29 protein-coding genes are annotated in these 21,750 nt (G+C 68.3%); all 29 read right to left on the bottom strand.

The window, feature by feature from the left end; genetic code table 11:
* Positions 1 to 2: 2 nt before the first annotated feature.
* Positions 3 to 620: an adenylate kinase gene (locus FLM69_RS02085; protein ID WP_063188717.1), complete on the bottom strand. Its 618-nt coding sequence runs from the start codon at positions 618 to 620 to the stop codon at positions 3 to 5.
* A 51-nt stretch (positions 621 to 671) separates the two neighbouring features.
* Positions 672 to 1,979, bottom strand: coding sequence for a preprotein translocase subunit SecY (secY, locus tag FLM69_RS02080; protein ID WP_119217866.1), 1,308 nt, complete (start codon positions 1,977 to 1,979; stop codon positions 672 to 674).
* 165 nt (positions 1,980 to 2,144) lie between these two features.
* Positions 2,145 to 2,597, bottom strand: coding sequence for a 50S ribosomal protein L15 (gene rplO / locus FLM69_RS02075; RefSeq protein WP_141842844.1), 453 nt, complete (start codon positions 2,595 to 2,597; stop codon positions 2,145 to 2,147).
* The gene (rpmD, locus tag FLM69_RS02070) at positions 2,590 to 2,814 is read right to left on the bottom strand and encodes a 50S ribosomal protein L30 (protein WP_141842842.1); all 225 of its coding nucleotides are present in this window, start codon (positions 2,812 to 2,814) and stop codon (positions 2,590 to 2,592) included. Before rpmD ends, rplO begins: the two co-directional genes overlap by 8 nt.
* 3 nt (positions 2,815 to 2,817) lie before the next feature.
* Complete coding sequence (rpsE, locus tag FLM69_RS02065) at positions 2,818 to 3,567, bottom strand: 30S ribosomal protein S5 (protein WP_141842841.1); 750 nt, start codon at positions 3,565 to 3,567, stop codon at positions 2,818 to 2,820.
* Positions 3,564 to 3,938: a 50S ribosomal protein L18 gene (gene rplR / locus FLM69_RS02060; RefSeq protein ID WP_002857498.1), complete on the bottom strand. Its 375-nt coding sequence runs from the start codon at positions 3,936 to 3,938 to the stop codon at positions 3,564 to 3,566. Before rplR ends, rpsE begins: the two co-directional genes overlap by 4 nt.
* The gene (gene rplF, locus FLM69_RS02055) at positions 3,938 to 4,471 is read right to left on the bottom strand and encodes a 50S ribosomal protein L6 (RefSeq protein ID WP_002857496.1); all 534 of its coding nucleotides are present in this window, start codon (positions 4,469 to 4,471) and stop codon (positions 3,938 to 3,940) included. Before rplF ends, rplR begins: the two co-directional genes overlap by 1 nt.
* 30 nt (positions 4,472 to 4,501) lie before the next feature.
* Positions 4,502 to 4,900 carry a 30S ribosomal protein S8 gene (gene rpsH / locus FLM69_RS02050; protein WP_002857494.1) on the bottom strand — a complete coding sequence of 133 codons (399 nt, stop codon included), beginning with the start codon at positions 4,898 to 4,900 and terminating at the stop codon, positions 4,502 to 4,504.
* A gap of 73 nt (positions 4,901 to 4,973) precedes the next feature.
* Complete coding sequence (gene rplE / locus FLM69_RS02045) at positions 4,974 to 5,549, bottom strand: 50S ribosomal protein L5 (protein WP_036337950.1); 576 nt, start codon at positions 5,547 to 5,549, stop codon at positions 4,974 to 4,976.
* The gene (gene rplX / locus FLM69_RS02040) at positions 5,549 to 5,890 is read right to left on the bottom strand and encodes a 50S ribosomal protein L24 (RefSeq protein WP_002857489.1); all 342 of its coding nucleotides are present in this window, start codon (positions 5,888 to 5,890) and stop codon (positions 5,549 to 5,551) included. Before rplX ends, rplE begins: the two co-directional genes overlap by 1 nt.
* A gap of 4 nt (positions 5,891 to 5,894) precedes the next feature.
* The gene (rplN, locus tag FLM69_RS02035) at positions 5,895 to 6,263 is read right to left on the bottom strand and encodes a 50S ribosomal protein L14 (protein WP_002857487.1); all 369 of its coding nucleotides are present in this window, start codon (positions 6,261 to 6,263) and stop codon (positions 5,895 to 5,897) included.
* 342 nt (positions 6,264 to 6,605) lie between these two features.
* Positions 6,606 to 6,887, bottom strand: coding sequence for a 30S ribosomal protein S17 (rpsQ, locus tag FLM69_RS02030; protein WP_141842839.1), 282 nt, complete (start codon positions 6,885 to 6,887; stop codon positions 6,606 to 6,608).
* Positions 6,884 to 7,153, bottom strand: a complete 270-nt coding sequence (gene rpmC, locus FLM69_RS02025; RefSeq protein WP_036317766.1) for a 50S ribosomal protein L29 — start codon at positions 7,151 to 7,153, stop codon at positions 6,884 to 6,886. Before rpmC ends, rpsQ begins: the two co-directional genes overlap by 4 nt.
* Before the next feature lie 4 nt (positions 7,154 to 7,157).
* Positions 7,158 to 7,574 (bottom strand): 50S ribosomal protein L16, encoded by a 417-nt coding sequence (gene rplP, locus FLM69_RS02020; protein WP_036317764.1) that lies wholly within the window; start codon positions 7,572 to 7,574, stop codon positions 7,158 to 7,160.
* Positions 7,574 to 8,392 (bottom strand): 30S ribosomal protein S3, encoded by an 819-nt coding sequence (gene rpsC / locus FLM69_RS02015; RefSeq protein ID WP_002857479.1) that lies wholly within the window; start codon positions 8,390 to 8,392, stop codon positions 7,574 to 7,576. The genes rplP and rpsC overlap by 1 nt, the downstream gene beginning before the upstream one ends.
* A gap of 2 nt (positions 8,393 to 8,394) precedes the next feature.
* Complete coding sequence (gene rplV, locus FLM69_RS02010; RefSeq protein ID WP_017487837.1) at positions 8,395 to 8,760, bottom strand: 50S ribosomal protein L22; 366 nt, start codon at positions 8,758 to 8,760, stop codon at positions 8,395 to 8,397.
* 51 nt (positions 8,761 to 8,811) lie between these two features.
* On the bottom strand, positions 8,812 to 9,093 hold the full coding sequence (gene rpsS, locus FLM69_RS02005) for a 30S ribosomal protein S19 (RefSeq protein ID WP_002857475.1): 282 nt from the start codon (positions 9,091 to 9,093) through the stop codon (positions 8,812 to 8,814).
* Positions 9,094 to 9,108: 15 nt separating this feature from the next.
* On the bottom strand, positions 9,109 to 9,948 hold the full coding sequence (gene rplB, locus FLM69_RS02000) for a 50S ribosomal protein L2 (RefSeq protein ID WP_010080386.1): 840 nt from the start codon (positions 9,946 to 9,948) through the stop codon (positions 9,109 to 9,111).
* Positions 9,949 to 9,985: 37 nt separating this feature from the next.
* Positions 9,986 to 10,291 carry a 50S ribosomal protein L23 gene (gene rplW, locus FLM69_RS01995; protein WP_002857471.1) on the bottom strand — a complete coding sequence of 102 codons (306 nt, stop codon included), beginning with the start codon at positions 10,289 to 10,291 and terminating at the stop codon, positions 9,986 to 9,988.
* Positions 10,288 to 10,923 carry a 50S ribosomal protein L4 gene (gene rplD / locus FLM69_RS01990; RefSeq protein WP_041103272.1) on the bottom strand — a complete coding sequence of 212 codons (636 nt, stop codon included), beginning with the start codon at positions 10,921 to 10,923 and terminating at the stop codon, positions 10,288 to 10,290. Before rplD ends, rplW begins: the two co-directional genes overlap by 4 nt.
* 4 nt (positions 10,924 to 10,927) lie before the next feature.
* Positions 10,928 to 11,578 carry a 50S ribosomal protein L3 gene (gene rplC, locus FLM69_RS01985; protein WP_036317759.1) on the bottom strand — a complete coding sequence of 217 codons (651 nt, stop codon included), beginning with the start codon at positions 11,576 to 11,578 and terminating at the stop codon, positions 10,928 to 10,930.
* Between the two features lie 20 nt (positions 11,579 to 11,598).
* A complete protein-coding gene (gene rpsJ, locus FLM69_RS01980; RefSeq protein ID WP_002857463.1) occupies positions 11,599 to 11,907 on the bottom strand; it encodes a 30S ribosomal protein S10 in 309 nt (102 codons plus the stop codon).
* A gap of 326 nt (positions 11,908 to 12,233) precedes the next feature.
* Positions 12,234 to 12,701, bottom strand: coding sequence for a DUF3817 domain-containing protein (locus FLM69_RS01975; protein ID WP_141842835.1), 468 nt, complete (start codon positions 12,699 to 12,701; stop codon positions 12,234 to 12,236).
* The gene (locus tag FLM69_RS11350; protein ID WP_181743465.1) at positions 12,698 to 12,838 is read right to left on the bottom strand and encodes a hypothetical protein; all 141 of its coding nucleotides are present in this window, start codon (positions 12,836 to 12,838) and stop codon (positions 12,698 to 12,700) included. The genes FLM69_RS01975 and FLM69_RS11350 overlap by 4 nt, the downstream gene beginning before the upstream one ends.
* Before the next feature lie 128 nt (positions 12,839 to 12,966).
* The gene (gene tuf / locus FLM69_RS01970; protein WP_141842833.1) at positions 12,967 to 14,157 is read right to left on the bottom strand and encodes an elongation factor Tu; all 1,191 of its coding nucleotides are present in this window, start codon (positions 14,155 to 14,157) and stop codon (positions 12,967 to 12,969) included.
* A gap of 281 nt (positions 14,158 to 14,438) precedes the next feature.
* Positions 14,439 to 16,553, bottom strand: coding sequence for an elongation factor G (gene fusA / locus FLM69_RS01965; protein WP_036381535.1), 2,115 nt, complete (start codon positions 16,551 to 16,553; stop codon positions 14,439 to 14,441).
* A 117-nt stretch (positions 16,554 to 16,670) separates the two neighbouring features.
* Complete coding sequence (gene rpsG, locus FLM69_RS01960; RefSeq protein ID WP_010080379.1) at positions 16,671 to 17,141, bottom strand: 30S ribosomal protein S7; 471 nt, start codon at positions 17,139 to 17,141, stop codon at positions 16,671 to 16,673.
* Positions 17,141 to 17,515, bottom strand: coding sequence for a 30S ribosomal protein S12 (gene rpsL, locus FLM69_RS01955; protein ID WP_002854787.1), 375 nt, complete (start codon positions 17,513 to 17,515; stop codon positions 17,141 to 17,143). The genes rpsG and rpsL overlap by 1 nt, the downstream gene beginning before the upstream one ends.
* Positions 17,516 to 17,825: 310 nt before the next feature.
* Positions 17,826 to 21,722, bottom strand: a complete 3,897-nt coding sequence (locus FLM69_RS01950) for a DNA-directed RNA polymerase subunit beta' (protein WP_141842831.1) — start codon at positions 21,720 to 21,722, stop codon at positions 17,826 to 17,828.
* Positions 21,723 to 21,750: the final 28 nt, after the last annotated feature.

The raw sequence follows: 21,750 nt of genomic DNA, 5'->3' as shown, positions 1-21,750 counted from the left end.
GGTCAGGACTCCGCGCCCGGCTGGATCACGGGCAGGGAGCCCGTGGCGGCGCGCACGGAGTACACGGCCTGCAGCAGGCGCTCGGTGACGTCGTCGATCTGCCCGGTGCCGTCCACGCGGGCGACGATGCCGCGCTCCACGTACTCCTGGATGACGGACTCGGTCTCGCGGTGGTACAGGTCCAGGCGGTGCTCGATGACCTCCTGGGTGTCGTCCGCGCGGCCCTCGATCTCGGCACGCTTGAGCAGACGCTCCACGAGCTCCTCGTCGGGCACCTCCAGCTCGACGACGGCGGACAGCGACTGGCCGGACTCGGCGAGCATGGCGTCCAGCGCCTCGACCTGGCCCTTCGTGCGCGGGTAGCCGTCCAGCAGGAAGCCGTGCTCCGCGTCGGCCTGGGCGATGCGGTCCGCGACCATGCGGTTCGTGACCTCATCGGGGACGAAGTCGCCGTTGTCGATGTACTTCTTGGCCTCGACGCCGAGCGGCGTCATCGACTTCACGTTGTGGCGGAAGATGTCACCGGTGGAGATCGGGACGATCCCCAGCTTGTCGGCGATCCGGGTGGCCTGGGTGCCCTTGCCGGAACCGGGAGGGCCCATGAGCAGCATGCGGGTCATCGTGTGTTCCTCACTGTCGATACGGACGGCGTTGCGGGATCGGGTCGGGGCTCAGCGCAGCAGGCCCTCGTAGTGGCGCTGCTCCATCTGTGCGCTGACCTGCTTCACGGTCTGGAGGCCGACGCCCACCATGATGAGGATGGACGTGCCGCCGAGCGGGAAGTTCTGGCTGGTGCCGATCACCGCGAAGGCGATCAGCGGGATCATGGCCACGATACCGAGGTAGAGGGCGCCCACGAACGTGATGCGGCTGATGACGTACTGCAGGTAACGCTCGGTGGGCCGTCCGGCGCGGACGCCGGGGATGAAGCCGCCATAGCGCTTCATGTTGTCCGAGATCTCCACCGGGTTGAACGTGATGGACACGTAGAAGTACGTGAAGCCGATGATGAGCAGGAAGTACAGTGCCATGTACACCGGGTGGTCGCCGGAGCCGAAGTACCGGCTCAGCCACGTGATCCACGGGGCCGGCGCACTGCCGTCCTGCGGCGTGTTGAACTGGATGAGGATGCCCGGGAGCATCAACACGGAGGAGGCGAAGATGACCGGGATGACGTTGGCCATGTTCACCTTGACCGGGATGTAGGTGCTCGACCCGCCCACGGTCCGCGAGCCGATCTGCCGCTTGGCGTACTGGACCGGGATCCGGCGCTGCGACTCCTCCACGAAGACGATGGCCAGCATGGTGAGCAGGCCGATCCCCATGACGATCGCGAAAACGCGCCAGCCCTGCGTCTGGACCACCTGGCCGAGGCCGGCCGGGAAGCCCGCCGCGATGGAGGTGAAGATCAGCAGGGACATGCCGTTGCCCACGCCGTTCTCGGTGATCCGCTCGCCGAACCACATGACGATGAGACATCCGGTGGTCAGGGCGATGACCACGAGCAGCACCGTGAGGATGGAGCCGTCGCGCAGCAGCGGCAGGCTGCATCCGAGCAGGGCCCCGGTGCGGGCCAGCGAGGCCATCGTGGTCGCCTGCAGCAGGGCGAGGGCGAGGGTCAGGTAGCGGGTGTACTGCGTCAGCGTCGCCTGGCCCTGCGGGCCCTCCTGGTGGAGCTGCTCGAAGCGCGGGATCACCACGCGCAGCAGCTGCACGATGATCGACGCCGTGATGTAGGGCATGATGCCGAGCGCGAAGACGGACACCTGCAGGAGCGCCCCGCCCGAGAACATGTTCACGAAGGAGTACAGGCCGCCCTGGGCGTTGCCCGCCGCGAGACACTGCTGCACCGCCGGGTAGTCCACCCCGGGGGCCGGCACGAAGGCGCCCATCCGGTAGACGGCGATGAGCGCGAGCGTGAAGGCGATCTTCCGCAACAGGTCAGGCGTCCGGACGATCCGGGCGATGGCCTTGAGCACGAGTCCTCCTGCGGTGGTCCTGTGGGGCGCGCGCCGGCCGCGGGGCGGGGCACGAGACGGCGGCCACACCGGGGCGGCCGCTGTGCGAGTCTACACGGACGGACCGAGGGCCCTGGTCCGGAGCGGCTGCTCCGGGCCAGGGCCCTCGGTGGATGGGTCGGCGTGTCAGAGGGTCTCGGTGGACCCGCCGGCGGCCTGGATCTTCTCCACGGCGGACGAGGAGAAGGCGTTCGCCTTCACCTGCACGGCCGAGGTGATCTCCCCCGCGCCCAGCACCTTCACGGGCTGACCGCGACGGACGAGGCCCTTGGACACGAGCGCGTCCACGGTGATCTCACCGCCCTCAGGGAAGTGCGCGGAGAGCTTGTCCAGGTTCACGACCTGGTACTCCGTGCGGAACGGGTTCTTGAAGCCGCGGAGCTTCGGCAGACGCATCTGCAGGGGCAGCTGGCCGCCCTCGAAGCCCGCACGGACCTGGTAACGGGCCTTGGTGCCCTTGGTGCCGCGACCGGCGGTCTTGCCCTTCGACGCCTCACCGCGACCCACACGGGTCTTGGCGGTCTTGGCACCGGGGGCCGGACGCAGGTCGTGGACCTTGATGGCGTCGTTGTCAGCCATTGTTGACCTCCTCCACGGACACCAGGTGCGGCACGGTGTTGACCAAGCCGACCGTCACCGCGTCGGCCTTGCGGGTGACCTGGTGGCCGATCCGCTTCAGGCCCAGCGAGCGCAGGGTGTCCCGATGGTTCTGCTTGGAGCCCGTGACGCCGCGGGTCTGGGTGATGACCAGGGTGGCGTCCGAGGGCTGGATGTTCTTGCGAGTGGGCTCAAACACGGCTCACGCACCTGCCTTCGCGCTCTTCTGGGCGCGATCGTTCTCCATGGTGCGCAGCATCGCATGGGGGGCGATCTCGTCCAGGGCCTTGCCGCGGCGGGCGGCGACGGCCTGGGGCTCTTCCAGCTTCTTGAGGGCGTCCACGGTGCCGCGCACGATGTTGATCGCGTTCACGGAGCCCATGGACTTGGACAGCACGTCGTAGATGCCGGCGCACTCGAGCACGGCGCGCACCGGACCGCCGGCGATCACGCCGGTACCCGGGGAGGCCGGGCGGAGCAGCACGACGCCGGCGGCGTCCTCACCCTGCACCAGGTGCGGGATGGTGGAGCCGACGCGGGGGACGCGGAAGAAGGACTTCTTGGCCTCCTCCACGGCCTTCTGGATCGCAGCGGGGACCTCCTTCGCCTTGCCGTAGCCGACGCCGACGGTGCCGTCGCCGTCACCCACCACCACGAGGGCGGTGAAGGAGAATCGGCGGCCGCCCTTGACGACCTTGGAGACGCGGTTGATGCCCACGACTCGCTCGAGGAACTGGTCCTTCTCGTCGTCCTGGGCGCCACGACGGTTGCGGTCGTCGCGACGGCCGCCACGACGATCGCCGTCACGGCCACCGCGGCCGCCGTCGCGACCGCCGCGGCCACCGGCGGCGCGCTCGGTGGTCTGGCTCGCCGAGCCCGACCCGGTCTCGGAGACGGTGGTCTCGGTGCTCTCGGTCACCTGAGTGTCCTTCTGGTTGATGTTCTCGGTCACAGCTGCAGCCCACCCTCTCGCGCACCGTCGGCCACGGCCGCGACGCGCCCGTGGTACTTGTTGCCGCCGCGGTCGAAGACCACGGCCTCGATGCCGGCCGCCTTGGCACGCTCGGCGACGAGCTCGCCCACGCGCTTGGCCTTGGCCGTCTTGTCACCCTCGAGCGCACGCACGTCGGCCTCCATGGTGGAGGCGTACGCGAGCGTGCGGCTCTGCGTGTCGTCCACGACCTGCACGAACATGTGCCGTGCAGAGCGGTTGACGACGAGGCGGGGACGGACGGTGGTGCCGGAGATCCGCTTGCGCACCCGGAGGTGGCGGCGGGTGCGGGCGTTGAACTTGCCCTTGCCCTTCACCTTCAGAGTAGACATCACTTACCTGCCTTTCCGGCCTTGCGGCGGATCTGCTCGCCCGCGTAGCGCACGCCCTTGCCCTTGTACGGGTCGGGGCGGCGCAGCTTGCGGATGTTGGCGGCGGTCTCGCCGACCTGCTGCTTGTCGATACCGGCGACGGTGACCCGGTTGCCCTCCACCGTGAAGGTGATGCCCTGGGGCGCCTTCACCGGGACAGGGTGGGAGTAGCCCAGGGCGAACTCGAGGTCCTGGCCCTTGGCCTGCACGCGGTAGCCGGTGCCGACGACCTCGAGCTGCTTGGAGAAGCCGTTGGTCACGCCCTCGACCATGTTGCTGATGAGGGTGCGGGTCAGACCGTGCAGGGAGCGGGACTCACGCTCGTCGTCGGGGCGGGCCACGGTGACCTGCCCCTCCTCGAGGGTGGCCGTGATGGGCGTGGGCAGCGAGTGCTCGAGCTGGCCCTTGGGGCCCTTCACGGAGACGCGGTCGCCGTCGATGGTCACATCGACGCCGGCGGGGATGGTGATCGGGAGACGTCCGATTCGAGACATGTCAGTTCAGCCTTTCTTCCGTCTTGCCCGTCACCAGACGTAGGCGAGGACTTCTCCGCCCACGCCCTTCTTGGCGGCCTGCTGGTTCGTGAGGAGACCAGAGGAGGTGGACAGGATGGCGATGCCGAGGCCGCCCAGCACGTGGGGCAGGTTCGTGGACTTCGCGTACACGCGCAGGCCCGGCTTGGAGATGCGGCGCAGGCCGGCGATCGCACGCTCACGCTGCGGGCCGAACTTCAGGTCGATGGTCAGCTTCTTGCCGACCTCGGCCTCCTCCTCGCGCCAGTCCTGGATGTAGCCCTCGGCCTTGAGGATCTCGGCGACGCGAGTCTTCAGCTTCGAGGACGGCATGGACACGGTGTCGTGGTAGGCCGAGTTTGCGTTGCGCAGACGGGTCAGCATGTCTGCGACGGGATCGGTCATGGTCATGTGGGCTTCACGCCCTTTCTCGCCGTGGTTTCCGCCACCGGTTCACCGGTGGAGGACCTGTGGCGTGGAGGTCTTACTGGTCGGTCTTGAACGGGAAGCCCAGCGCCTTCAGCAGCGCGCGGCCCTCGTCGTCGTTCTTGGCGGTCGTCACCACGGTGATGTCCATGCCGCGCACGCGGTCGATCTTGTCCTGATCGATCTCGTGGAACACGGTCTGCTCGGACAGGCCGAAGGTGTAGTTGCCGTTGCCGTCGAACTGGCGGTCGGACAGGCCGCGGAAGTCACGGATGCGCGGCAGCGCGAGCGTGACCAGGCGGTCCAGGAACTCCCACATGCGATCGCCACGGAGGGTGGCGTGGGTGCCGATGGGCATGCCCTCACGCAGCTTGAACTGCGCGATGGACTTGCGGGCCTTGGTGATCATCGGCTTCTGGCCGGTGATGGCGGTGAGGTCGGTGACCGCGCCGTCGATGATCTTGGAGTCCTTGGCGGCCTCGCCGACGCCCATGTTGACGACGACCTTCACAAGGCCCGGCACCTGCATGACGTTCCCGTACTGGAACTGCTCCTGCAGGGCGTCGCGGATCTCCTCGCGGTACTTGGTCTTCAGACGCGGGGTGACCTTCTCGGTCTGCTGCACCTCGGTCATCACAGCTCCTTCCCCGAGGCCTTGGCGAAGCGGACCTTCACGGTCTTGCTCACGCCGTCCTTCTCGACGGTCTCGAAGCGGTAGCCCACACGGGTCGGCTTCTTGGTCTCCGGGTCCACCACGGCCACGTTCGAGATGTGGATCGGGGCCTCGACGACCTGCAGGCCGCCCTCGGTGGAACCGTTGTTGTCCTGACCGGCGCGCAGGTGCTTGGTCACGCGGTTCACGCCCTCGACGAGCACGCGCTCATCCGTCGGGAACACGCGCAGGACCTTGCCCTGCTTGCCCTTGTCCTTGCCACTGATGACCTGGACGAGGTCGTCCTTCTTGATCTTGGCCATGAGATCAGATCACCTCCGGGGCGAGCGACACGATCTTCATGAACTTCTTGTCACGCAGCTCGCGACCCACGGGGCCGAAGATGCGCGTGCCACGGGGCTCGCCGTCGGTCTTCAGGATGACCGCCGCGTTCTCGTCGAACTTGATGTACGAGCCGTCGGGACGGCGGGACTGCTTGCGGGTGCGGACCACCACGGCCTTGACGACGTCGCCCTTCTTGACGTTGCCGCCGGGGATGGCGTCCTTCACGGTGGCGACGATGGTGTCGCCGATGCCTGCGTAGCGGCGTCCGGAACCGCCGAGAACACGGATGGTCAGGATTTCCTTCGCACCGGTGTTGTCGGCGACCTTGAGCCGCGACTCCTGCTGGATCACTTGTCTCTCCTAGCGTCGCGCCGGTTCTCCCCCACGATGGGCGAGCCTTGCGGAACGGTTGAACGGGCATCCCGGGACGCTTACCCCTCCCCCGAGGCGGGCCGCCCGCCGTCGTCCCCCGACGACGCGTGTTCAGACAGCGTCGGGGAGGTCGAGAGCGGAGGGGCGCGCAGGGCAGGGCCGAGGCGGATCCGGGATCGGCGTGCGCGGCCCTCGGCACACAGGATGGATGGTCCTGCCAACGAGAGGGCGCACGAATATCAGAGTCTAACGCACAAGGCCGCCCCGTGCCAGTGCACGGAACGGCCTTCTGCGTCGCCGGCCCTCAGGGGGCCGGGTCGATCACTTGGCGCGCTCGACGATCTCCACCAGGCGCCACCGCTTGGAGGCGGACAGCGGGCGGGTCTCGGCGATGCGGACGCGGTCGCCCACGCCGGCGGTGTTGTCCTCGTCGTGCGCCTTCACGCGCTTCGAGGTCTTCAGCACCTTGCCGTAGAGCGAGTGCTTCTTGCGGTCCTCGACCTCGACGACGATGGTCTTGTCCATCTTGTCGGAGACGACGATGCCACGGAGGGCCTTGCGGTAGCCGCGCTCCTCGGAGACGGCCGGGGTCTGCTCGGTCACTTGGCAGCCTCCTCGTTCTTCTCGGCCTGCGCCTCGGCGGCGACATCGCCGCGGATGCCCAGCTCGCGCTCGCGCAGGATCGTGTAGATGCGCGCGATGTCACGCTTGACGGCCTTCAGCCGGCTGGCGTTGTCCAGCTGACCGGTGGCGGCCTGGAAGCGCAGGTTGAACAGCTCCTCCTTGGAGGACTTCAGGGCCTCCAGCAGGCGGGCGTTGTCCATCCCGTCCAGGGACTCGACGTTCAGATCCTTGGTGCCGATCGCCATGGGATCACTCACCACCCTCTCGACGGATGATACGGGCCTTCAGCGGCAGCTTGTGGATGGCCAGGCGGAGCGCCTCGCGGGCGACGTCCTCCGTGACACCCGACAGCTCGAAGAGCACGCGTCCGGGCTTGACGTTGGCGACCCACCACTCCGGCGAGCCCTTGCCGGAGCCCATGCGGGTCTCGGCGGGCTTCTTGGTGAGCGGACGGTCCGGGTAGATGTTGATCCAGACCTTGCCGCCACGCTTGATGTAGCGGGTCATGGCGATACGGGCGGCCTCGATCTGACGGTTGGTCACATAGGCCGGCGTGAGCGCCTGGATGCCCCACTCACCGAACGTCACGGTGGTGCCGCCCTTGGCGGCGCCGGAACGCTTGGGGTGGTGCTGCTTGCGGTGCTTGACGCGACGGGGGATCAGCATCAGGCGTTGCCTCCTTCAGCGGGAGCGGCGGCCGGGGTCTCGGCGCCGGCGCCGGCGTTCTCCTGGCGGGGAGCACGCTCGGCGCGATCGTTGCGACGACGACGCTCGCCGCCGCCACGGCGCTCGCCGCCACGGCCACGGCCGGAGGGCTGCGCGGCCTCCTTGGCCGCGAGCTCCTTGGCGGTCAGGTCGCCCTTGTAGATCCAGACCTTCACGCCGATGCGGCCGAAGGTGGTCTTGGCCTCGAACTTGCCGAAGTCGATGTTCGCGCGGAGGGTGTGCAGCGGCACGCGACCCTCGCGGTAGAACTCCGAGCGGCTCATCTCGGCGCCGCCGAGGCGGCCGGAGCACTGGATGCGGATGCCCTGCGCGCCGGCGCGCATGGCGGACTGGATCGCCTTCTTCATCGCGCGGCGGAACGCCACGCGCGAGGCGAGCTGCTCGGCCACACCCTGCGCCACCAGCTGGGCATCGGTCTCGGGGTTCTTGACCTCGAGGATGTTCAGCTGGATCTGCTTGCCGGTGAGCTTCTCGAGCTCACCGCGGATGCGGTCGGCCTCGGCGCCGCGGCGGCCGATCACGATGCCCGGGCGCGCGGTGTGGATGTCCACGCGCACGCGGTCACGGGTGCGCTCGATCTCCACCTTGGAGATGCCGGCGCGCTCCATGCCGGTGGTCATCAGCTCGCGGATCTTGACGTCCTCCTTGAGGAAGTCAGCGTAGCGCTGGCCCTCCTTGTGGGAGTCCGCGAACCAGTGCGAGACGTGGTCGGTGGTGATGCCGAGGCGGAACCCGTTGGGGTTGATCTTCTGGCCCATTGTCAGTTCCCACCCTTCTCGTCCTTGGACGCGACGACCACGGTCACGTGGCTCGTGCGCTTGTTGATGCGGTACGCGCGGCCCTGAGCACGGGGCTGGAACCGCTTCATGGTCGGGCCCTCGTCCACGAAGGCCTCGGTGATGTAGAGGGCGTCCTCGTCGAAGGCCTGGCCCTCGCGGTCCGCCTTGACGCGGGCGTTCGCCACCGCGGAGGCCACCAGCTTGTACACCGGCTCCGAAGCGCCCTGCTGGGCGAACTTCAGGATGGCCAGTGCTTCGGTGGCCTGCTTGCCACGGACCAGGTCGACGACGCGCCGGGCCTTCATCGGCGTCACGCGCAGGTGGCGCGCAATTGCCTTGGCTTCCATTGCTTCTCTCTTTCGATTCTCGAGAAGGTCAAGCGTGCTGTGCCCTCAGGCTCAGCGGCGCTTGCCCTTCTTGTCGTCCTTCACGTGGCCGCGGTAGGTCCGGGTCGGGGCGAACTCGCCCAGCTTGTGACCCACCATGGACTCGGTGACGAACACCGGGACGTGCTTGCGTCCGTCGTGGACCGCGATGGTGTGACCCAGCATGTCCGGGATGATCATCGACCGGCGGGACCAGGTCTTGATGACGTTCTTGCTGCCCTTCTCGTTCTCGGCCAGAACCTTCAGGTAGAGGTGCTGATCGACGAAGGGGCCCTTCTTCAGGCTGCGAGGCATGTCTTCCCTGCTCCCTTATCGCTTGTTCTTGCCGGTACGACGGCGACGCACGATGAGCTTGTCGCTTTCCTTGTTCGGACGACGCGTGCGGCCCTCGGGCTTGCCGTTCCGGTTGACGGGGTGACGACCGCCGGAGGTCTTGCCCTCGCCACCGCCGTGCGGGTGGTCGACCGGGTTCATGACGACGCCGCGGACGGTCGGGCGGACGCCCTTCCAGCGCATGCGGCCGGCCTTGCCCCAGTTGATGTTCGACTGCTCGGCGTTGCCGACCTCGCCGATCGTGGCGCGGCAGCGCACGTCGACGTTGCGGATCTCGCCGGAGGGCAGACGCAGCTGGGCGTACTTGCCCTCGCGGGCGACCAGCTGCACGGACGCGCCGGCGGAGCGGGCCATCTTGGCGCCGCCGCCGGGGCGCAGCTCCACCGCGTGGATGGTGGTGCCCACGGGGATGTTGCGCATCGGCAGGTTGTTGCCGGGCTTGATGTCGGCGTTCGGGCCGGCCTCGACCACGTCGCCCTGCTTCAGCTTGGCCGGGGCCAGGATGTAGCGCTTGGCGCCGTCCGCGTAGTGCAGCAGCGCGATGCGGGCGGTGCGGTTCGGGTCGTACTCGATGTGCGCGACGGTGGCGGGCACGCCGTCCTTGTCGTGGCGACGGAAGTCGACCAGGCGGTACTGGCGCTTGTGGCCGCCGCCCTTGTGACGGGTGGTGATGCGGCCGGTGTTGTTGCGGCCGCCGGTCTTGTGCAGCGGACGGAGAAGGGACTTCTCCGGCGTGGACCGGGTGATCTCTGCGAAGTCGGCCACGGACGAGCCACGCAGGCCCGGGGTGGTCGGCTTGTACTTACGGATAGCCATGTGTCAGTTCCTCGATTAAGTGGTCTCCGCACGCCGATCAGGCGAGCGGACCTCCGAAGATGTCGATGGTCCCGTCCTTGAGCGTGACGATGGCACGCTTGGTGGACTTGCGCTGGCCCCACCCGAAGCGGGTGCGACGGCGCTTGCCGGAACGGTTCAGGGTGTTGACCGAGGCCACGTCGACGTTGAAGATGCGCTCCACCGCCTGCTTGATCTCGGACTTGTTGGAGCGCGGGTCGACCAGGAAGGTGTACTTGCCCTCGTCGATCAGACCGTAGCTCTTCTCCGACACGACGGGAGCGATGATCACGTCGCGGGGATCCTTGTTGATGGAGCCGCTCACTGGGCATCCTCCTTCTTGGCGCCGGAAGCCTGGGCCACGTACGCCTCGTAGGCCGCCTGGGTGAACACGACGTCGTCGGAGACGAGCACGTCGTAGGTGTTCAGCTGGTCGGCGTACAGGGTGTGGACCGCAGGCAGGTTGCGGGCGGACAGGGCGGCGACGTCGTCGGCCCGGTCGATCACCAGCAGCACGTTCTTGCGGCCGGTGTTCAGGGACGCGAGGCCCGCCTTGGCGGCCTTGGTGGACGGGGTGGTCCCGGACACGAGGGCCTCGATGACGTGGACGCGGCCGTTGCGGGCGCGGTCCGACAGGGCACCGCGCAGGGCGGCGGCCTTCATCTTCTTGGGGGTGCGCTGCGAGTAGTCACGCGGGGTCGGGCCGTGGACGACGCCACCACCGGTCATGTGCGGGGCGCGGATGGAGCCCTGACGGGCGCGGCCGGTGCCCTTCTGCTTGAACGGCTTGCGACCGGCACCGGACACCTCGCCGCGGCGCTTCGTCTTGTGCGTGCCCTGACGGGCGGCGGCGAGCTGGGCGACGACGACCTGGTGCATGAGCGGCACGTTGGACTGCACGTCGAAGAGCTCGGCGGGCAGATCGACCTGGACGGTCTTCACGGAGTTCTCAGCCATGGTCTCAGGCTCCCTTCACGGCGCTGCGGACGAGCACGACCTGGCCCTTGGAGCCGGGCACCGCGCCCTTGATCAGCAGGAGGTTGTTCTCCACGTCGATGCCGTGGAGGGTCAGGTTCATGGTGGTCTGGCGCACGGCGCCCATGCGACCGGGCATGCGCTGGCCCTTGAACACGCGGCCGGGGGTGGACGCGCCGCCCACGGAGCCGGGCTTGCGGTGGTTCTTGTGCTGGCCGTGCGAGGCGCCCACACCGGCGAAGCCGTGGCGCTTCATGGCGCCGGCGAAGCCCTTGCCCTTGGTGGTGCCCACGACGTCGACCTTCTGGCCGGCCTCGAAGACCTCCACGGTCACGTCCTGGCCGAGCGAGTACTCGGCGGCGTCGGCGGTGCGCAGCTCGACGAGGTGGCGACGCGGGGTCACGCCGGCCTTCTCGAAGTGACCGGCCAGGGGCTTGGTCACGCGGCGGGGATCGATCTGGCCGTAGGCGATCTGCACGGCGGTGTAGCCGTCGGTCTCCTCGGAGCGCAGCTGGGTGACGACGTTCGGGTCTGCCTTGACCACGGTCACGGGGATGAGCTTGTTGTCCTCATCCCAGACCTGGGTCATGCCGAGCTTCGTGCCCAGCAGGCCCTTGATGTTCTGGGTGTTGGTCATAGTCTCTCAGCACCTCCCTCTCAGAGCTTGATCTCGATGTTGACGTCCGCGGGCAGGTCCAGTCGCATGAGCGAGTCGACGGCCTTCGGGGTCGGGTCGATGATGTCGATGAGCCGCTTGTGGGTGCGCATCTCGAAATGCTCGCGGCTGTCCTTGTACTTGTGGGGAGAACGGATAACGCAGTACACGTTCTTCTCCGTCGGCAGCGGCACGGGGCCGACCACCGTCGCGCCTGCGCGCGTGACCGTGTCAACGATCTTGCGGGCCGAGACGTCGATGACCTCGTGGTCGTACGACTTCAGCCGGATGCGGATCTTCTGTCCCGCCATGGCGTCACGCCTCTCTCGTCGGGTGTGCTGTTCCTGTCCCTGTGCGGCGGATCGGGTCCGCCTTCTTGTCCTCCACCCGCGCGGGGCGAATCCGGTCGGACCGGGTTCCTCGCCGCCGCCGGACTCCGGTCCACGCGGTCGGGCGTGTCGCATTCCTGGGAGGGCACACGCCTGCGGTGGGTCGGAGTGGTGACGTCACATCTGGGCCGAGCTGCCGCCGCGAGACACACGACGACAGCGCAATGGCGCTTGAGCAACCGAATCAGTATAGACAGAACCGGGCCCGGTCCGCCAATCGGCGGGCCGGGCCCGGCGGCCCCCGGGGCTCAGCGGCCCCACTGGGTGGGCGGGCCGGCGTTGAGCAGCAGGGTGAAGACGACGGCGACCACGGCGACCGCCAGGAGCGCGCTGACCACCGGATGGCGCAGCACCACGACGAGGAGTCGTTCGAGGGGCCGCCGCTCCCCCGGCGCACGGTCCACGACCTGCCACCGCGACGCCGGCTCGCCGCGCCGCCGCTGGACCCGCTCGAACGGGACCGTCATGAACGGGACGATCGTCGAACCGAGGCCGAGGAGTCCGCGGGCCACGGGCCACCGCCCGTCGATCCACACGGCGACCGTCACCACGAGATAGCAGAGGAACACGAAGCCGTGGACGCCGCCGGCGATCGGCACCACCCGCTCCGTGACTCCGCCGTACTTGAGGCCCATGGCGATCAGCAGACCGGCCCAGGTGAACATCTCGGCCATCGCCGTGACGGCGAACAGGCGGCGCGGGCCGGGCAGGCTCATCGCTCCAGCTCCCCGCCGCGGTTCGCGCGCCGGATGCGCCGGGCACGGTCGATCTCGGGACGGAAGGTCCGCAGCGCCCAGCGCACGGCCACGACGACCACGGCGAGCACCACGATGAGGATGAGCAGTTCAGGCATGCTCCCCAGCCTAGCGGCCGCGGCCGCGCCGTCGTCGGACACGGCGACGCCCCCGCCTCCGGGAGACCCGGAGACGGGGGCGTCGCGCGTCGGCGGCTCAACGGAGCCACGAGACGGGATGCGTCAGATCACTTGGTGATCTTGGTGACGCGGCCGGAGCCCACGGTGCGGCCACCCTCGCGGATGGCGAAGCCGAGGCCCTCCTCCATGGCGATCGGCTGGATGAGCTCGACCGACATCTCGGTGGTGTCGCCGGGCATGACCATCTCGGTGCCCTCGGGCAGCGTGATGACGCCGGTGACGTCGGTGGTGCGGAAGTAGAACTGCGGGCGGTAGTTCGAGTAGAACGGGTTGTGACGGCCACCCTCGTCCTTGGACAGGATGTAGACGTTCGCCTCGAAGTTGGTGTGCGGGGTGATGGAGCCCGGCTCCACCACGACCTGGCCGCGCTCGACGTCGTCGCGCTTCAGGCCGCGCAGCAGCAGACCGCAGTTCTCGCCGGCCCAGGCCTCGTCGAGCTGCTTGTGGAACATCTCGATGCCGGTGACGGTGGTCTTCTGCACGTCGCGGATGCCCACGATCTCGACCTCGGAGTTGATGGCGAGGGTGCCGCGCTCGGCGCGACCGGTCACCACGGTGCCACGGCCGGTGATGGTGAAGACGTCCTCGATCGGCATCAGGAACGGCTTGTCCTTGTCGCGCACCGGGTCCGGGATGTACTCGTCCACGGCATCCATGAGGTCCTCGACGGACTTGACCCACTGAGGGTCGCCCTCGAGGGCCTTCAGACCGGAGGTGCGGATGACCGGGGCCTCGTCGCCGTCGAACTCCTGGGAGGACAGCAGCTCGCGGACCTCCATCTCGACGAGCTCGAGGAGCTCCTCGTCCTCGACCATGTCCGACTTGTTCAGGGCCACGAGCAGGGCCGGCACGCCGACCTGGCGGGCCAGGAGCACGTGCTCACGGGTCTGGGCCATCGGGCCGTCGGTGGCGGCGACCACGAGGATCGCGCCGTCCATCTGAGCGGCGCCGGTGATCATGTTCTTGATGTAGTCGGCGTGGCCGGGGGCGTCCACGTGGGCGTAGTGACGCTTCTCGGTCTGGTACTCCACGTGGGAGATGTTGATGGTGATGCCGCGCTGACGCTCCTCGGGGGCGGAGTCGATCGTCGCGAAGTCACGGGCCTCGTTCAGGTCCGGGTACTTGTCGTACAGGACCTTCGAGATGGCGGCGGTCAGCGTGGTCTTGCCGTGGTCAACGTGGCCGATGGTGCCGATGTTGACGTGCGGCTTCGTCCGCTCGAACTTTGCCTTTGCCACTAGTTCCTCCTAAGAACTGGTTCATCGTCAAGAAGACTGCTCAGCCGCCTGCGACGTGCTGACAACTTGACTGAGTCTACTCGGATGGTGCGGGGTTGGGGAAATCCCGGCCTCACGAGGGCCAGTCCGGTTCCAGGCCGTCGGGACCGCCGGAAGCGGACCGGACCTGACCCGTCCTGATCGCGGACCGCCGCGCCGGGGAGGGCGGTCCGGTCGCCCCGGGCCGGCCGCGGCTGCGGCGGCCGACCCGGGGCAGGTCGTTCAGAGCAGGTGACCTGCGGTCACTCGCCCTGGGACTTCTGGATGATCTCGTCCGCCACGGCCTTGGGGACCTCGGCGTAGGAGTGGAAGGTCATCGAGTACACCGCGCGGCCCTGCGTCTTGGAGCGCAGGTCGCCGATGTAGCCGAACATCTCCGACAGCGGCACGAGGGCGTTGACCACCTTCACACCGGTGGCGTCCTCCATGGACTGGATCTGGCCACGGCGGGAGTTCAGGTCGCCGATGACGTCGCCCATGAACTCCTCGGGGGTGCGGACCTCCACGGCCATCAGCGGCTCGAGGATGATCGGGTTGGCCTTGCGGACACCCTCCTTGAAGGCCTGGGATCCGGCGATCTTGAACGCCATCTCCGAGGAGTCGACGTCGTGGTACGCGCCGTCGAGCAGGGTGGCCTTCACGCCGACCATCGGGTAGCCGGCCAGCACGCCGAACTGCATGGCGTCCTGGATGCCCGCGTCCACCGAGGGGATGTACTCGCGGGGCACGCGACCGCCGGTGACGGCGTTCTCGAACTCGTAGACCTCGCCCTCGGCGGTGTCCAGGGGCTCGAAGGACAGCTGCACCTTGGCGAACTGGCCGGAGCCGCCGGTCTGCTTCTTGTGCGTGTAGTCGACCTTGTCGACCTTGCGCTTGATGGTCTCGCGGTACGCGACCTGGGGCTTGCCCACGTTGGCCTCGACCTTGAACTCGCGCTTCATGCGGTCCACGAACACGTCCAGGTGGAGCTCGCCCATGCCGCCGATCTCGGTCTGGCCGGTCTCCTCGTTGAGGTTCACGCGGAACGTGGGGTCCTCGGCGACGAGCTTCTGGATGGCGGTGGAGAGCTTCTCCTGGTCACCCTTGGTCTTCGGCTCGATGGCCACGGAGATCACGGGCTCCGGGAAGGTCATCGACTCGAGGATGATCGGGTTCGCGGGATCGCACAGGGTGTCGCCCGTGGTGGTGTCCTTGAGACCGATCACGGCGTAGATGTGGCCGGCGACCACCTCGTCCACCGGGTTCTCCTTGTTGGCGTGCATCTGGAACAGCTTGCCGATGCGCTCCTTCTTGCCCTTGGTGGCGTTGAGGATCTGCGCACCGGACTCCAGACGGCCGGAGTACACGCGGATGAAGGTCAGCGTGCCGAAGAAGGGGTGCGTGGCGATCTTGAAGGCGAGCGCCGAGAACGGGGCCTCCTTCGACGCCTCGCGCTCCAGCACCTCCTCCTCGTCGTTCACGGCGTGGCCCTTGACGGAGCCGGCGTCCAGCGGGTTCGGCAGGTAGGCGACCACGGCGTCCAGCATCGGCTGCACGCCACGGTTCTTGAACGCGGAGCCGCAGAACACCGGGTAGGCCTCGGCGTTCACGGTCAGCTGGCGCACGCCGGCCTGGATCTCCTCGACGGTGAGCTCCTCGCCCTCGAGGTACTTCTCCATGAGCTCCTCGGAGGTCTCGGCGACGGCCTCGACGAGCTCGTTGCGGTACTCCTCGGCCTTCTCCTGGAGCTCGGCGGGGATCTCGCGGGTCTCGTAGGAGGCGCCCATGGTGACGTCGCCCTTGGCGTCGCCCGGCCACACGAAGGCCTTCATGGAGAGCAGGTCGACGACGCCCACGAAGTCGTTCTCGGCGCCGATCGGCAGCTGCATCACGAGCGGACGCGCGCCGAGGCGCTTCACGATCGTGTCGACGGTGAAGTAGAAGTCCGCGCCCAGCTTGTCCATCTTGTTGACGAAGCAGATGCGCGGGACGTTGTACTTGTCCGCCTGGCGCCACACGGTCTCCGACTGGGGCTCCACGCCCTCCTTGCCGTCGAACACGGCGACGGCGCCGTCGAGCACGCGCAGCGAGCGCTCCACCTCGACCGTGAAGTCCACGTGGCCGGGGGTGTCGATGATGTTGATCTGGTGGTCGTTCCAGAAGCAGGTCACCGCGGCGGAGGTGATGGTGATGCCGCGCTCCTTCTCCTGCTCCATCCAGTCCGTCGTCGCGCCGCCGTCGTGGGTCTCGCCCAGCTTGTGGTTGACACCCGTGTAGAACAGGATGCGCTCGGTGGTGGTGGTCTTGCCGGCATCGATGTGGGCCATGATGCCGATGTTGCGGACCTTGTGCAGGTCGGTCAGCACGTCCTGTGCCACGGTGTCTCCCTTGGTCGGGTGGAATGGGGGGCTCGTGAGGTGGATGCGGTGGGTGGCCCGTCCGAGAGGACGCACCTGCGGCCCGAGGCGCGGATCGCGCGCCCCGGGCCACACGGATCACCAGCGGTAGTGGGCGAAGGCCTTGTTGGCCTCGGCCATCTTGTGGGTGTCCTCGCGACGCTTCACGGCGCCGCCCAGGCCGTTCGAGGCGTCCAGGATCTCGTTCATCAGACGCTCGGTCATGGTCTTCTCACGGCGGGCCTTGGAGAAGCCGACCAGCCAGCGCAGGGCCAGGGCCGTGGAGCGGCCCGGCTTGACCTCGACGGGCACCTGGTAGGTGGCGCCGCCGACGCGGCGGGAGCGCACCTCGAGGGCCGGCTTGATGTTGTCCATGGCCTTCTTGAGGGTGGCCACGGGATCGGCGCCGTTCTTGGCACGGGCGCCCTCGAGCGCGCCGTACACGATGCGCTCGGCGGTGGACTTCTTGCCGTCGACGAGCACCTTGTTGATCAGCTGCGTGACCAGCGGGGAGCCGTAGACGGGATCGACGACGAGGGGGCGCTTCGGCGCAGGACCCTTACGAGGCATTACTTCTTCTCCTTCTTGGCGCCGTAGCGGGAGCGGGCCTGGCCGCGGTTCTTCACGCCCTGGGTGTCGAGGGCGCCGCGCACGATCTTGTAGCGCACGCCGGGCAGGTCCTTCACACGACCGCCGCGGACGAGCACGATCGAGTGCTCCTGCAGGTTGTGGCCCTCGCCGGGGATGTAGGCGGTGACCTCGATGCCGCCGTTCAGGCGCACACGGGCGACCTTGCGCAGCGCCGAGTTCGGCTTCTTGGGCGTGGTGGTGTACACACGGGTGCACACGCCACGACGCATGGGGTTCCCCTGCAGGGCAGGGGCCTTCGTATTGACGACCTTGGGTGAGCGGCCCTTGCGGACCAGCTGCTGAATCGTAGGCACTCTTCAGCCTTCCTGTGTTTCGGTGATCGCTGACGTGATCGACCGGCGCCCGGGGCGCCGGCTGCTCGTTCCTCTGCTCTGCCTCTCCCTGTGGGGGCTCGCAACGAGCAGACGTCCGCAGGCGTGCAAAAGTGTGGCATCTGCCGCGCAATGACCCCGCGACCCGGACAGCGTCCAATTTGCCACACGAAAAACAATCCTTGACAGCATAGCACGCCCCGGCGCCGTCGACGAGCCGGCCCCGCACGCCAAGGGGCCCGCCGCTCCCCCGCGTGAGCGGCGGAACGGCGGGCCCCCTGGGGGACGGGGATCAGGCGCGGAAGTCGCCCCCGCGGTCGTAGTCGTCCAACGAGACGGCGTGGAAGTCGTTCTCGCCGAGCGACTGGTCCAGGCCCGGGTAGTCGAAGTCCGCGAAGCCGGCCGGCGAGGCGAACAGGTTGGCCTTCGCCTCCTCCGTCGGCTCCACGACGGTCTTCGTGTAGCGGTCCAGGCCCGTGCCGGCCGGGATCAGCTTGCCGATGATCACGTTCTCCTTCAGGCCCAGCAGCGGGTCGGACTTGCCCTCCATGGCCGCCTGCGTCAGGACGCGGGTCGTCTCCTGGAAGGACGCGGCCGACAGCCACGAGTCCGTGGCCAGCGAGGCCTTCGTGATGCCCATCAGCTCGTCGCGGCCGGAGGCCGGCTGGCGGCCCTCAGCGACGGCGGCGCGGTTGGCGGCCACGAAGCGCGCCCGGTCCGTGAGCTCGCCCGGCAGCAGGTCGGTGTCACCGGACTCGATGACGGTGATGCGACGCAGCATCTGCCGGACGATGACCTCCACGTGCTTGTCGTGGATGCCCACGCCCTGGGACTGGTACACGTTCTGCACCTCGTCCACGAGGAACCGCTGCGCGGCCCGCGGGCCGAGCACGCGCAGGACCTGCTTCGGGTCCACGGCGCCGGCCACGAGCTGCGTGCCCACCGGCACGTGCTCGCCGTCGGCCACGAGGATGCGCGCACGGCGCAGCACCGGGTAGGCGATCTCCTCGGAGCCGTCGTCCGGCGTGAGCAGCAGGCGCACGGACGCCTCGGTGTCCTCGATGGTCACGCGGCCGGCGACCTCGGAGATCGGGGCCACGCCCTTCGGGGTGCGGGCCTCGAAGAGCTCCTGGATGCGGGGCAGACCCTGCGTGATGTCGTCGGCCGAGGCCACACCGCCGGTGTGGAACGTGCGCATGGTGAGCTGGGTGCCCGGCTCACCGATCGACTGGGCCGCGATGATGCCGACGGCCTCGCCGATGTCCACCAGCTGGCCGGTGGCCATGGAGCGGCCGTAGCACTTCGCGCAGGTGCCCACGGCGGACTCGCAGGTCAGGACCGAGCGGACCTTGATCTCCGTGACGCCGGCGGCCACCAGCTCGCCGATCAGCACGTCGCCCACGTCCGCACCGGCCGAGGCCAGCACCGTGCCGTCCTCGCCCGTGACGTCCTGGGCCAGCGTGCGGGCGAAGGCCGAGTTCTCGACCTGCTCGTGGGCCACCAGCTCGCCGTCGGCGTTCGGGGCGGCGATCGTGACGGACAGGCCGCGCTCGGTGCCGCAGTCGTCCTCGCGGACGATGACGTCCTGGGACACATCGACGAGACGACGGGTCAGGTAGCCCGAGTTCGCGGTCTTCAGCGCGGTGTCCGCGAGGCCCTTGCGGGCGCCGTGGGTGGCGGAGAAGTACTCGAGCACGGACAGGCCCTCGCGGTACGAGGACTTGATCGGACGCGGGATGATCTCACCCTTCGGGTTGGCCACGAGGCCGCGGATGCCCGCGATCTGGCGCACCTGGAGCCAGTTGCCTCGCGCACCGGAGGACACCATGCGGTTGATGGTGTTGAGCTCCGGCAGGCCGTCCTTCATGGCCGCGGCGACCTCGTCGGTGGCCTTGTTCCAGATGTCGATCAGCTCGGAGCGACGCTCGTCGTCCGCGATCAGGCCCTTGTCGTACTGCTGCTGCACGCGCTGGGCCTGCTCCTCGTAGCCCTCCATGATGGCGGCCTTGTCGAAGTCGGAGGTGATGTCCGAGATCGCCACGGTCACACCCGACCAGGTGCCCCAGTGGAAGCCGGCGTCCTTGAGGTTGTCCAGCGTCTGCGCGGTGACGACCATCGGGTAGCGCTCGGCCAGGTCGTTGACCAGCTGACCGAGGGTGCCCTTGGTCGCCTGCTTGTCCAGCCACGGGTAGTCGTCCGGCAGCAGCTCGTTGAACAGCACCTTGCCCAGGGTGGTCTCGATGAGGGCGATCTCGCCCTCGGACCAGCCCTCGGGGGCCGGCACGTCCGCCGACGGCACGAAGCCCTCGACGCCGATCCGTGCGGGCGCGTTCAGGTGCAGGTCGCCGCCGTCGAACGCCATGATGGCCTCGCCGACGGTCGCGTACAGGTTGCCCGCGCCGACCTCGTCCGGACGCACCGTGGTGAGGTGGTTCAGTCCGATGATCATGTCCTGGGCCGGCACGGCGACCGCGCGGCCGTCCGAGGGCTTCAGGATGTTGTGGCTCGAGAGCATGAGCAGGCGCGCCTCGGCCTGGGCCTCCGGCGACAGGGGCAGGTGGACCGCCATCTGGTCGCCGTCGAAGTCCGCGTTGAACGCGGAGCAGACCAGCGGGTGCAGCTGCAGGGCCTTGCCTTCCACGAGCTGCGGCTCGAAGGCCTGGATGCCCAGACGGTGCAGGGTGGGGGCGCGGTTCAGCAGGACCGGGTGCTCGGTGATGACCTCCTCGAGCACGTCCCAGACCTGCGGACGGAAGCGCTCCACCATGCGCTTGGCGGACTTGATGTTCTGCGCGTGGTTCAGGTCCACGAGACGCTTCATCACGAACGGCTTGAACAGCTCCAGCGCCATCTGCTTCGGCAGGCCGCACTGGTGCAGCTTGAGCTGGGGACCCACCACGATGACCGAGCGGCCCGAGTAGTCCACGCGCTTGCCGAGCAGGTTCTGACGGAACCGGCCCTGCTTGCCCTTGAGCATGTCGGAGAGCGACTTGAGCGGGCGGTTGCCCGGGCCGGTCACCGGCCGGCCGCGGCGGCCGTTGTCGAACAGCGAGTCCACGGCCTCCTGCAGCATGCGCTTCTCGTTGTTGACGATGATCTCGGGCGCGCCGAGGTCGAGCAGCCGCTTCAGGCGGTTGTTACGGTTGATCACGCGACGGTACAGGTCGTTGAGGTCGGAGGTCGCGAAGCGGCCGCCGTCCAGCTGCACCATCGGACGCAGCTCCGGCGGGATCACCGGGACGGCGTCCAGGACCATGCCCTCGGGCGAGTTGTCCGTGGTCATGAACGCGTTGACGACCTTCAGGCGCTTCAGGGCACGGGTCTTGCGCTGGCCCTTGCCCGTCTTGATGGTCTCACGCAGCATCTCGGACTCGGCCTCGAGGTCGAAGGTCTGCAGGCGACGCTGGATCGCCTCCGCGCCCATCGAGCCCTCGAAGTACTGGCCGTACTTGTCCCGCATGGCGCGGTACAGACCCTCGTCGCCCTCGAGGTCGGCGACCTTGAGGTTCTTGAAGCGGTCCCAGACCTGCTCCTTGCGGTCCAGGTCCGCGTCCGCGCGCTTGCGGATCTGCGCCATGGTCTTGTCCGCGGCGTCGCGGGCCTTCTTCTTCTCGGCGGCCTTGGCGCCCTCGGACTCCAGCTTGGCCAGGTCCTTCTCGAGGTCGGCGGCCACCGCGGCGATGTCGGAGTCACGCTGGTCGGCCAGGACACGGGTCTCCTGGTCGTACTCGGCCTGGAGGTTGGCCAGGTCGCGGTGCCGGGCCTCCTCGTCCACCGAGGTGATCATGTACGCCGCGAAGTAGATGACCTTCTCGAGGTCCTTCGGCGCCAGGTCCAGCAGGTAGCCCAGGCGCGAGGGCACGCCCTTGAAGTACCAGATGTGGGTGACCGGCGCAGCCAGCTCGATGTGGCCCATGCGGTCGCGGCGCACCTTCGAGCGGGTCACCTCGACGCCGCAGCGCTCGCAGATGATGCCCTTGAAGCGCACGCGCTTGTACTTGCCGCACGCGCACTCCCAGTCACGGGTGGGGCCGAAGATCTTCTCGCAGAAGAGTCCGTCCTTCTCCGGCTTCAGGGTGCGGTAGTTGATGGTCTCCGGCTTCTTGACCTCGCCGTAGGACCAGCGGCGGATGTCCTCCGCCGTGGCCAGGCCGATGCGCATCAGGCCGAAAGAGTTGTCAGTGGACATGCTGTTCACGCTCATGCTCCGGTGAACT

Origin of the sequence: Micrococcus sp. R8502A1 (assembly GCF_006704135.1) — a bacterium.
GTDB lineage: Bacteria > Actinomycetota > Actinomycetes > Actinomycetales > Micrococcaceae > Micrococcus > Micrococcus luteus.
This window is presented reverse-complemented; position numbering and strand designations above follow the sequence as displayed.

Coding starts and splice junctions, on each gene's coding strand:
- FLM69_RS02085 (WP_063188717.1), bottom strand. CDS start 620: ATGACCCGCATGCTGCTCATGGGCCCTCCCGGTTCCGGCAAGGGCACC.
- rplO (WP_141842844.1), bottom strand. CDS start 2,597: ATGGCTGACAACGACGCCATCAAGGTCCACGACCTGCGTCCGGCCCCC.
- rplR (WP_002857498.1), bottom strand. CDS start 3,938: ATGTCTACTCTGAAGGTGAAGGGCAAGGGCAAGTTCAACGCCCGCACC.
- rplF (WP_002857496.1), bottom strand. CDS start 4,471: ATGTCTCGAATCGGACGTCTCCCGATCACCATCCCCGCCGGCGTCGAT.
- rpsH (WP_002857494.1), bottom strand. CDS start 4,900: ATGACCATGACCGATCCCGTCGCAGACATGCTGACCCGTCTGCGCAAC.
- rplE (WP_036337950.1), bottom strand. CDS start 5,549: ATGACCGAGGTGCAGCAGACCGAGAAGGTCACCCCGCGTCTGAAGACC.
- rplX (WP_002857489.1), bottom strand. CDS start 5,890: ATGGCCAAGATCAAGAAGGACGACCTCGTCCAGGTCATCAGTGGCAAG.
- rpmC (WP_036317766.1), bottom strand. CDS start 7,153: ATGGCGATCGGCACCAAGGATCTGAACGTCGAGTCCCTGGACGGGATG.
- rplP (WP_036317764.1), bottom strand. CDS start 7,574: ATGCTGATCCCCCGTCGCGTCAAGCACCGCAAGCAGCACCACCCCAAG.
- rpsC (WP_002857479.1), bottom strand. CDS start 8,392: ATGGGCCAGAAGATCAACCCCAACGGGTTCCGCCTCGGCATCACCACC.
- rplV (WP_017487837.1), bottom strand. CDS start 8,760: ATGGAAGCCAAGGCAATTGCGCGCCACCTGCGCGTGACGCCGATGAAG.
- rpsS (WP_002857475.1), bottom strand. CDS start 9,093: ATGCCTCGCAGCCTGAAGAAGGGCCCCTTCGTCGATCAGCACCTCTAC.
- rplB (WP_010080386.1), bottom strand. CDS start 9,948: ATGGCTATCCGTAAGTACAAGCCGACCACCCCGGGCCTGCGTGGCTCG.
- rplD (WP_041103272.1), bottom strand. CDS start 10,923: ATGGCTGAGAACTCCGTGAAGACCGTCCAGGTCGATCTGCCCGCCGAG.
- rplC (WP_036317759.1), bottom strand. CDS start 11,578: ATGACCAACACCCAGAACATCAAGGGCCTGCTGGGCACGAAGCTCGGC.
- rpsJ (WP_002857463.1), bottom strand. CDS start 11,907: ATGGCGGGACAGAAGATCCGCATCCGGCTGAAGTCGTACGACCACGAG.
- FLM69_RS01975 (WP_141842835.1), bottom strand. CDS start 12,701: ATGAGCCTGCCCGGCCCGCGCCGCCTGTTCGCCGTCACGGCGATGGCC.
- FLM69_RS11350 (WP_181743465.1), bottom strand. CDS start 12,838: ATGCCTGAACTGCTCATCCTCATCGTGGTGCTCGCCGTGGTCGTCGTG.
- rpsG (WP_010080379.1), bottom strand. CDS start 17,141: ATGCCTCGTAAGGGTCCTGCGCCGAAGCGCCCCCTCGTCGTCGATCCC.
- FLM69_RS01950 (WP_141842831.1), bottom strand. CDS start 21,722: ATGTCCACTGACAACTCTTTCGGCCTGATGCGCATCGGCCTGGCCACG.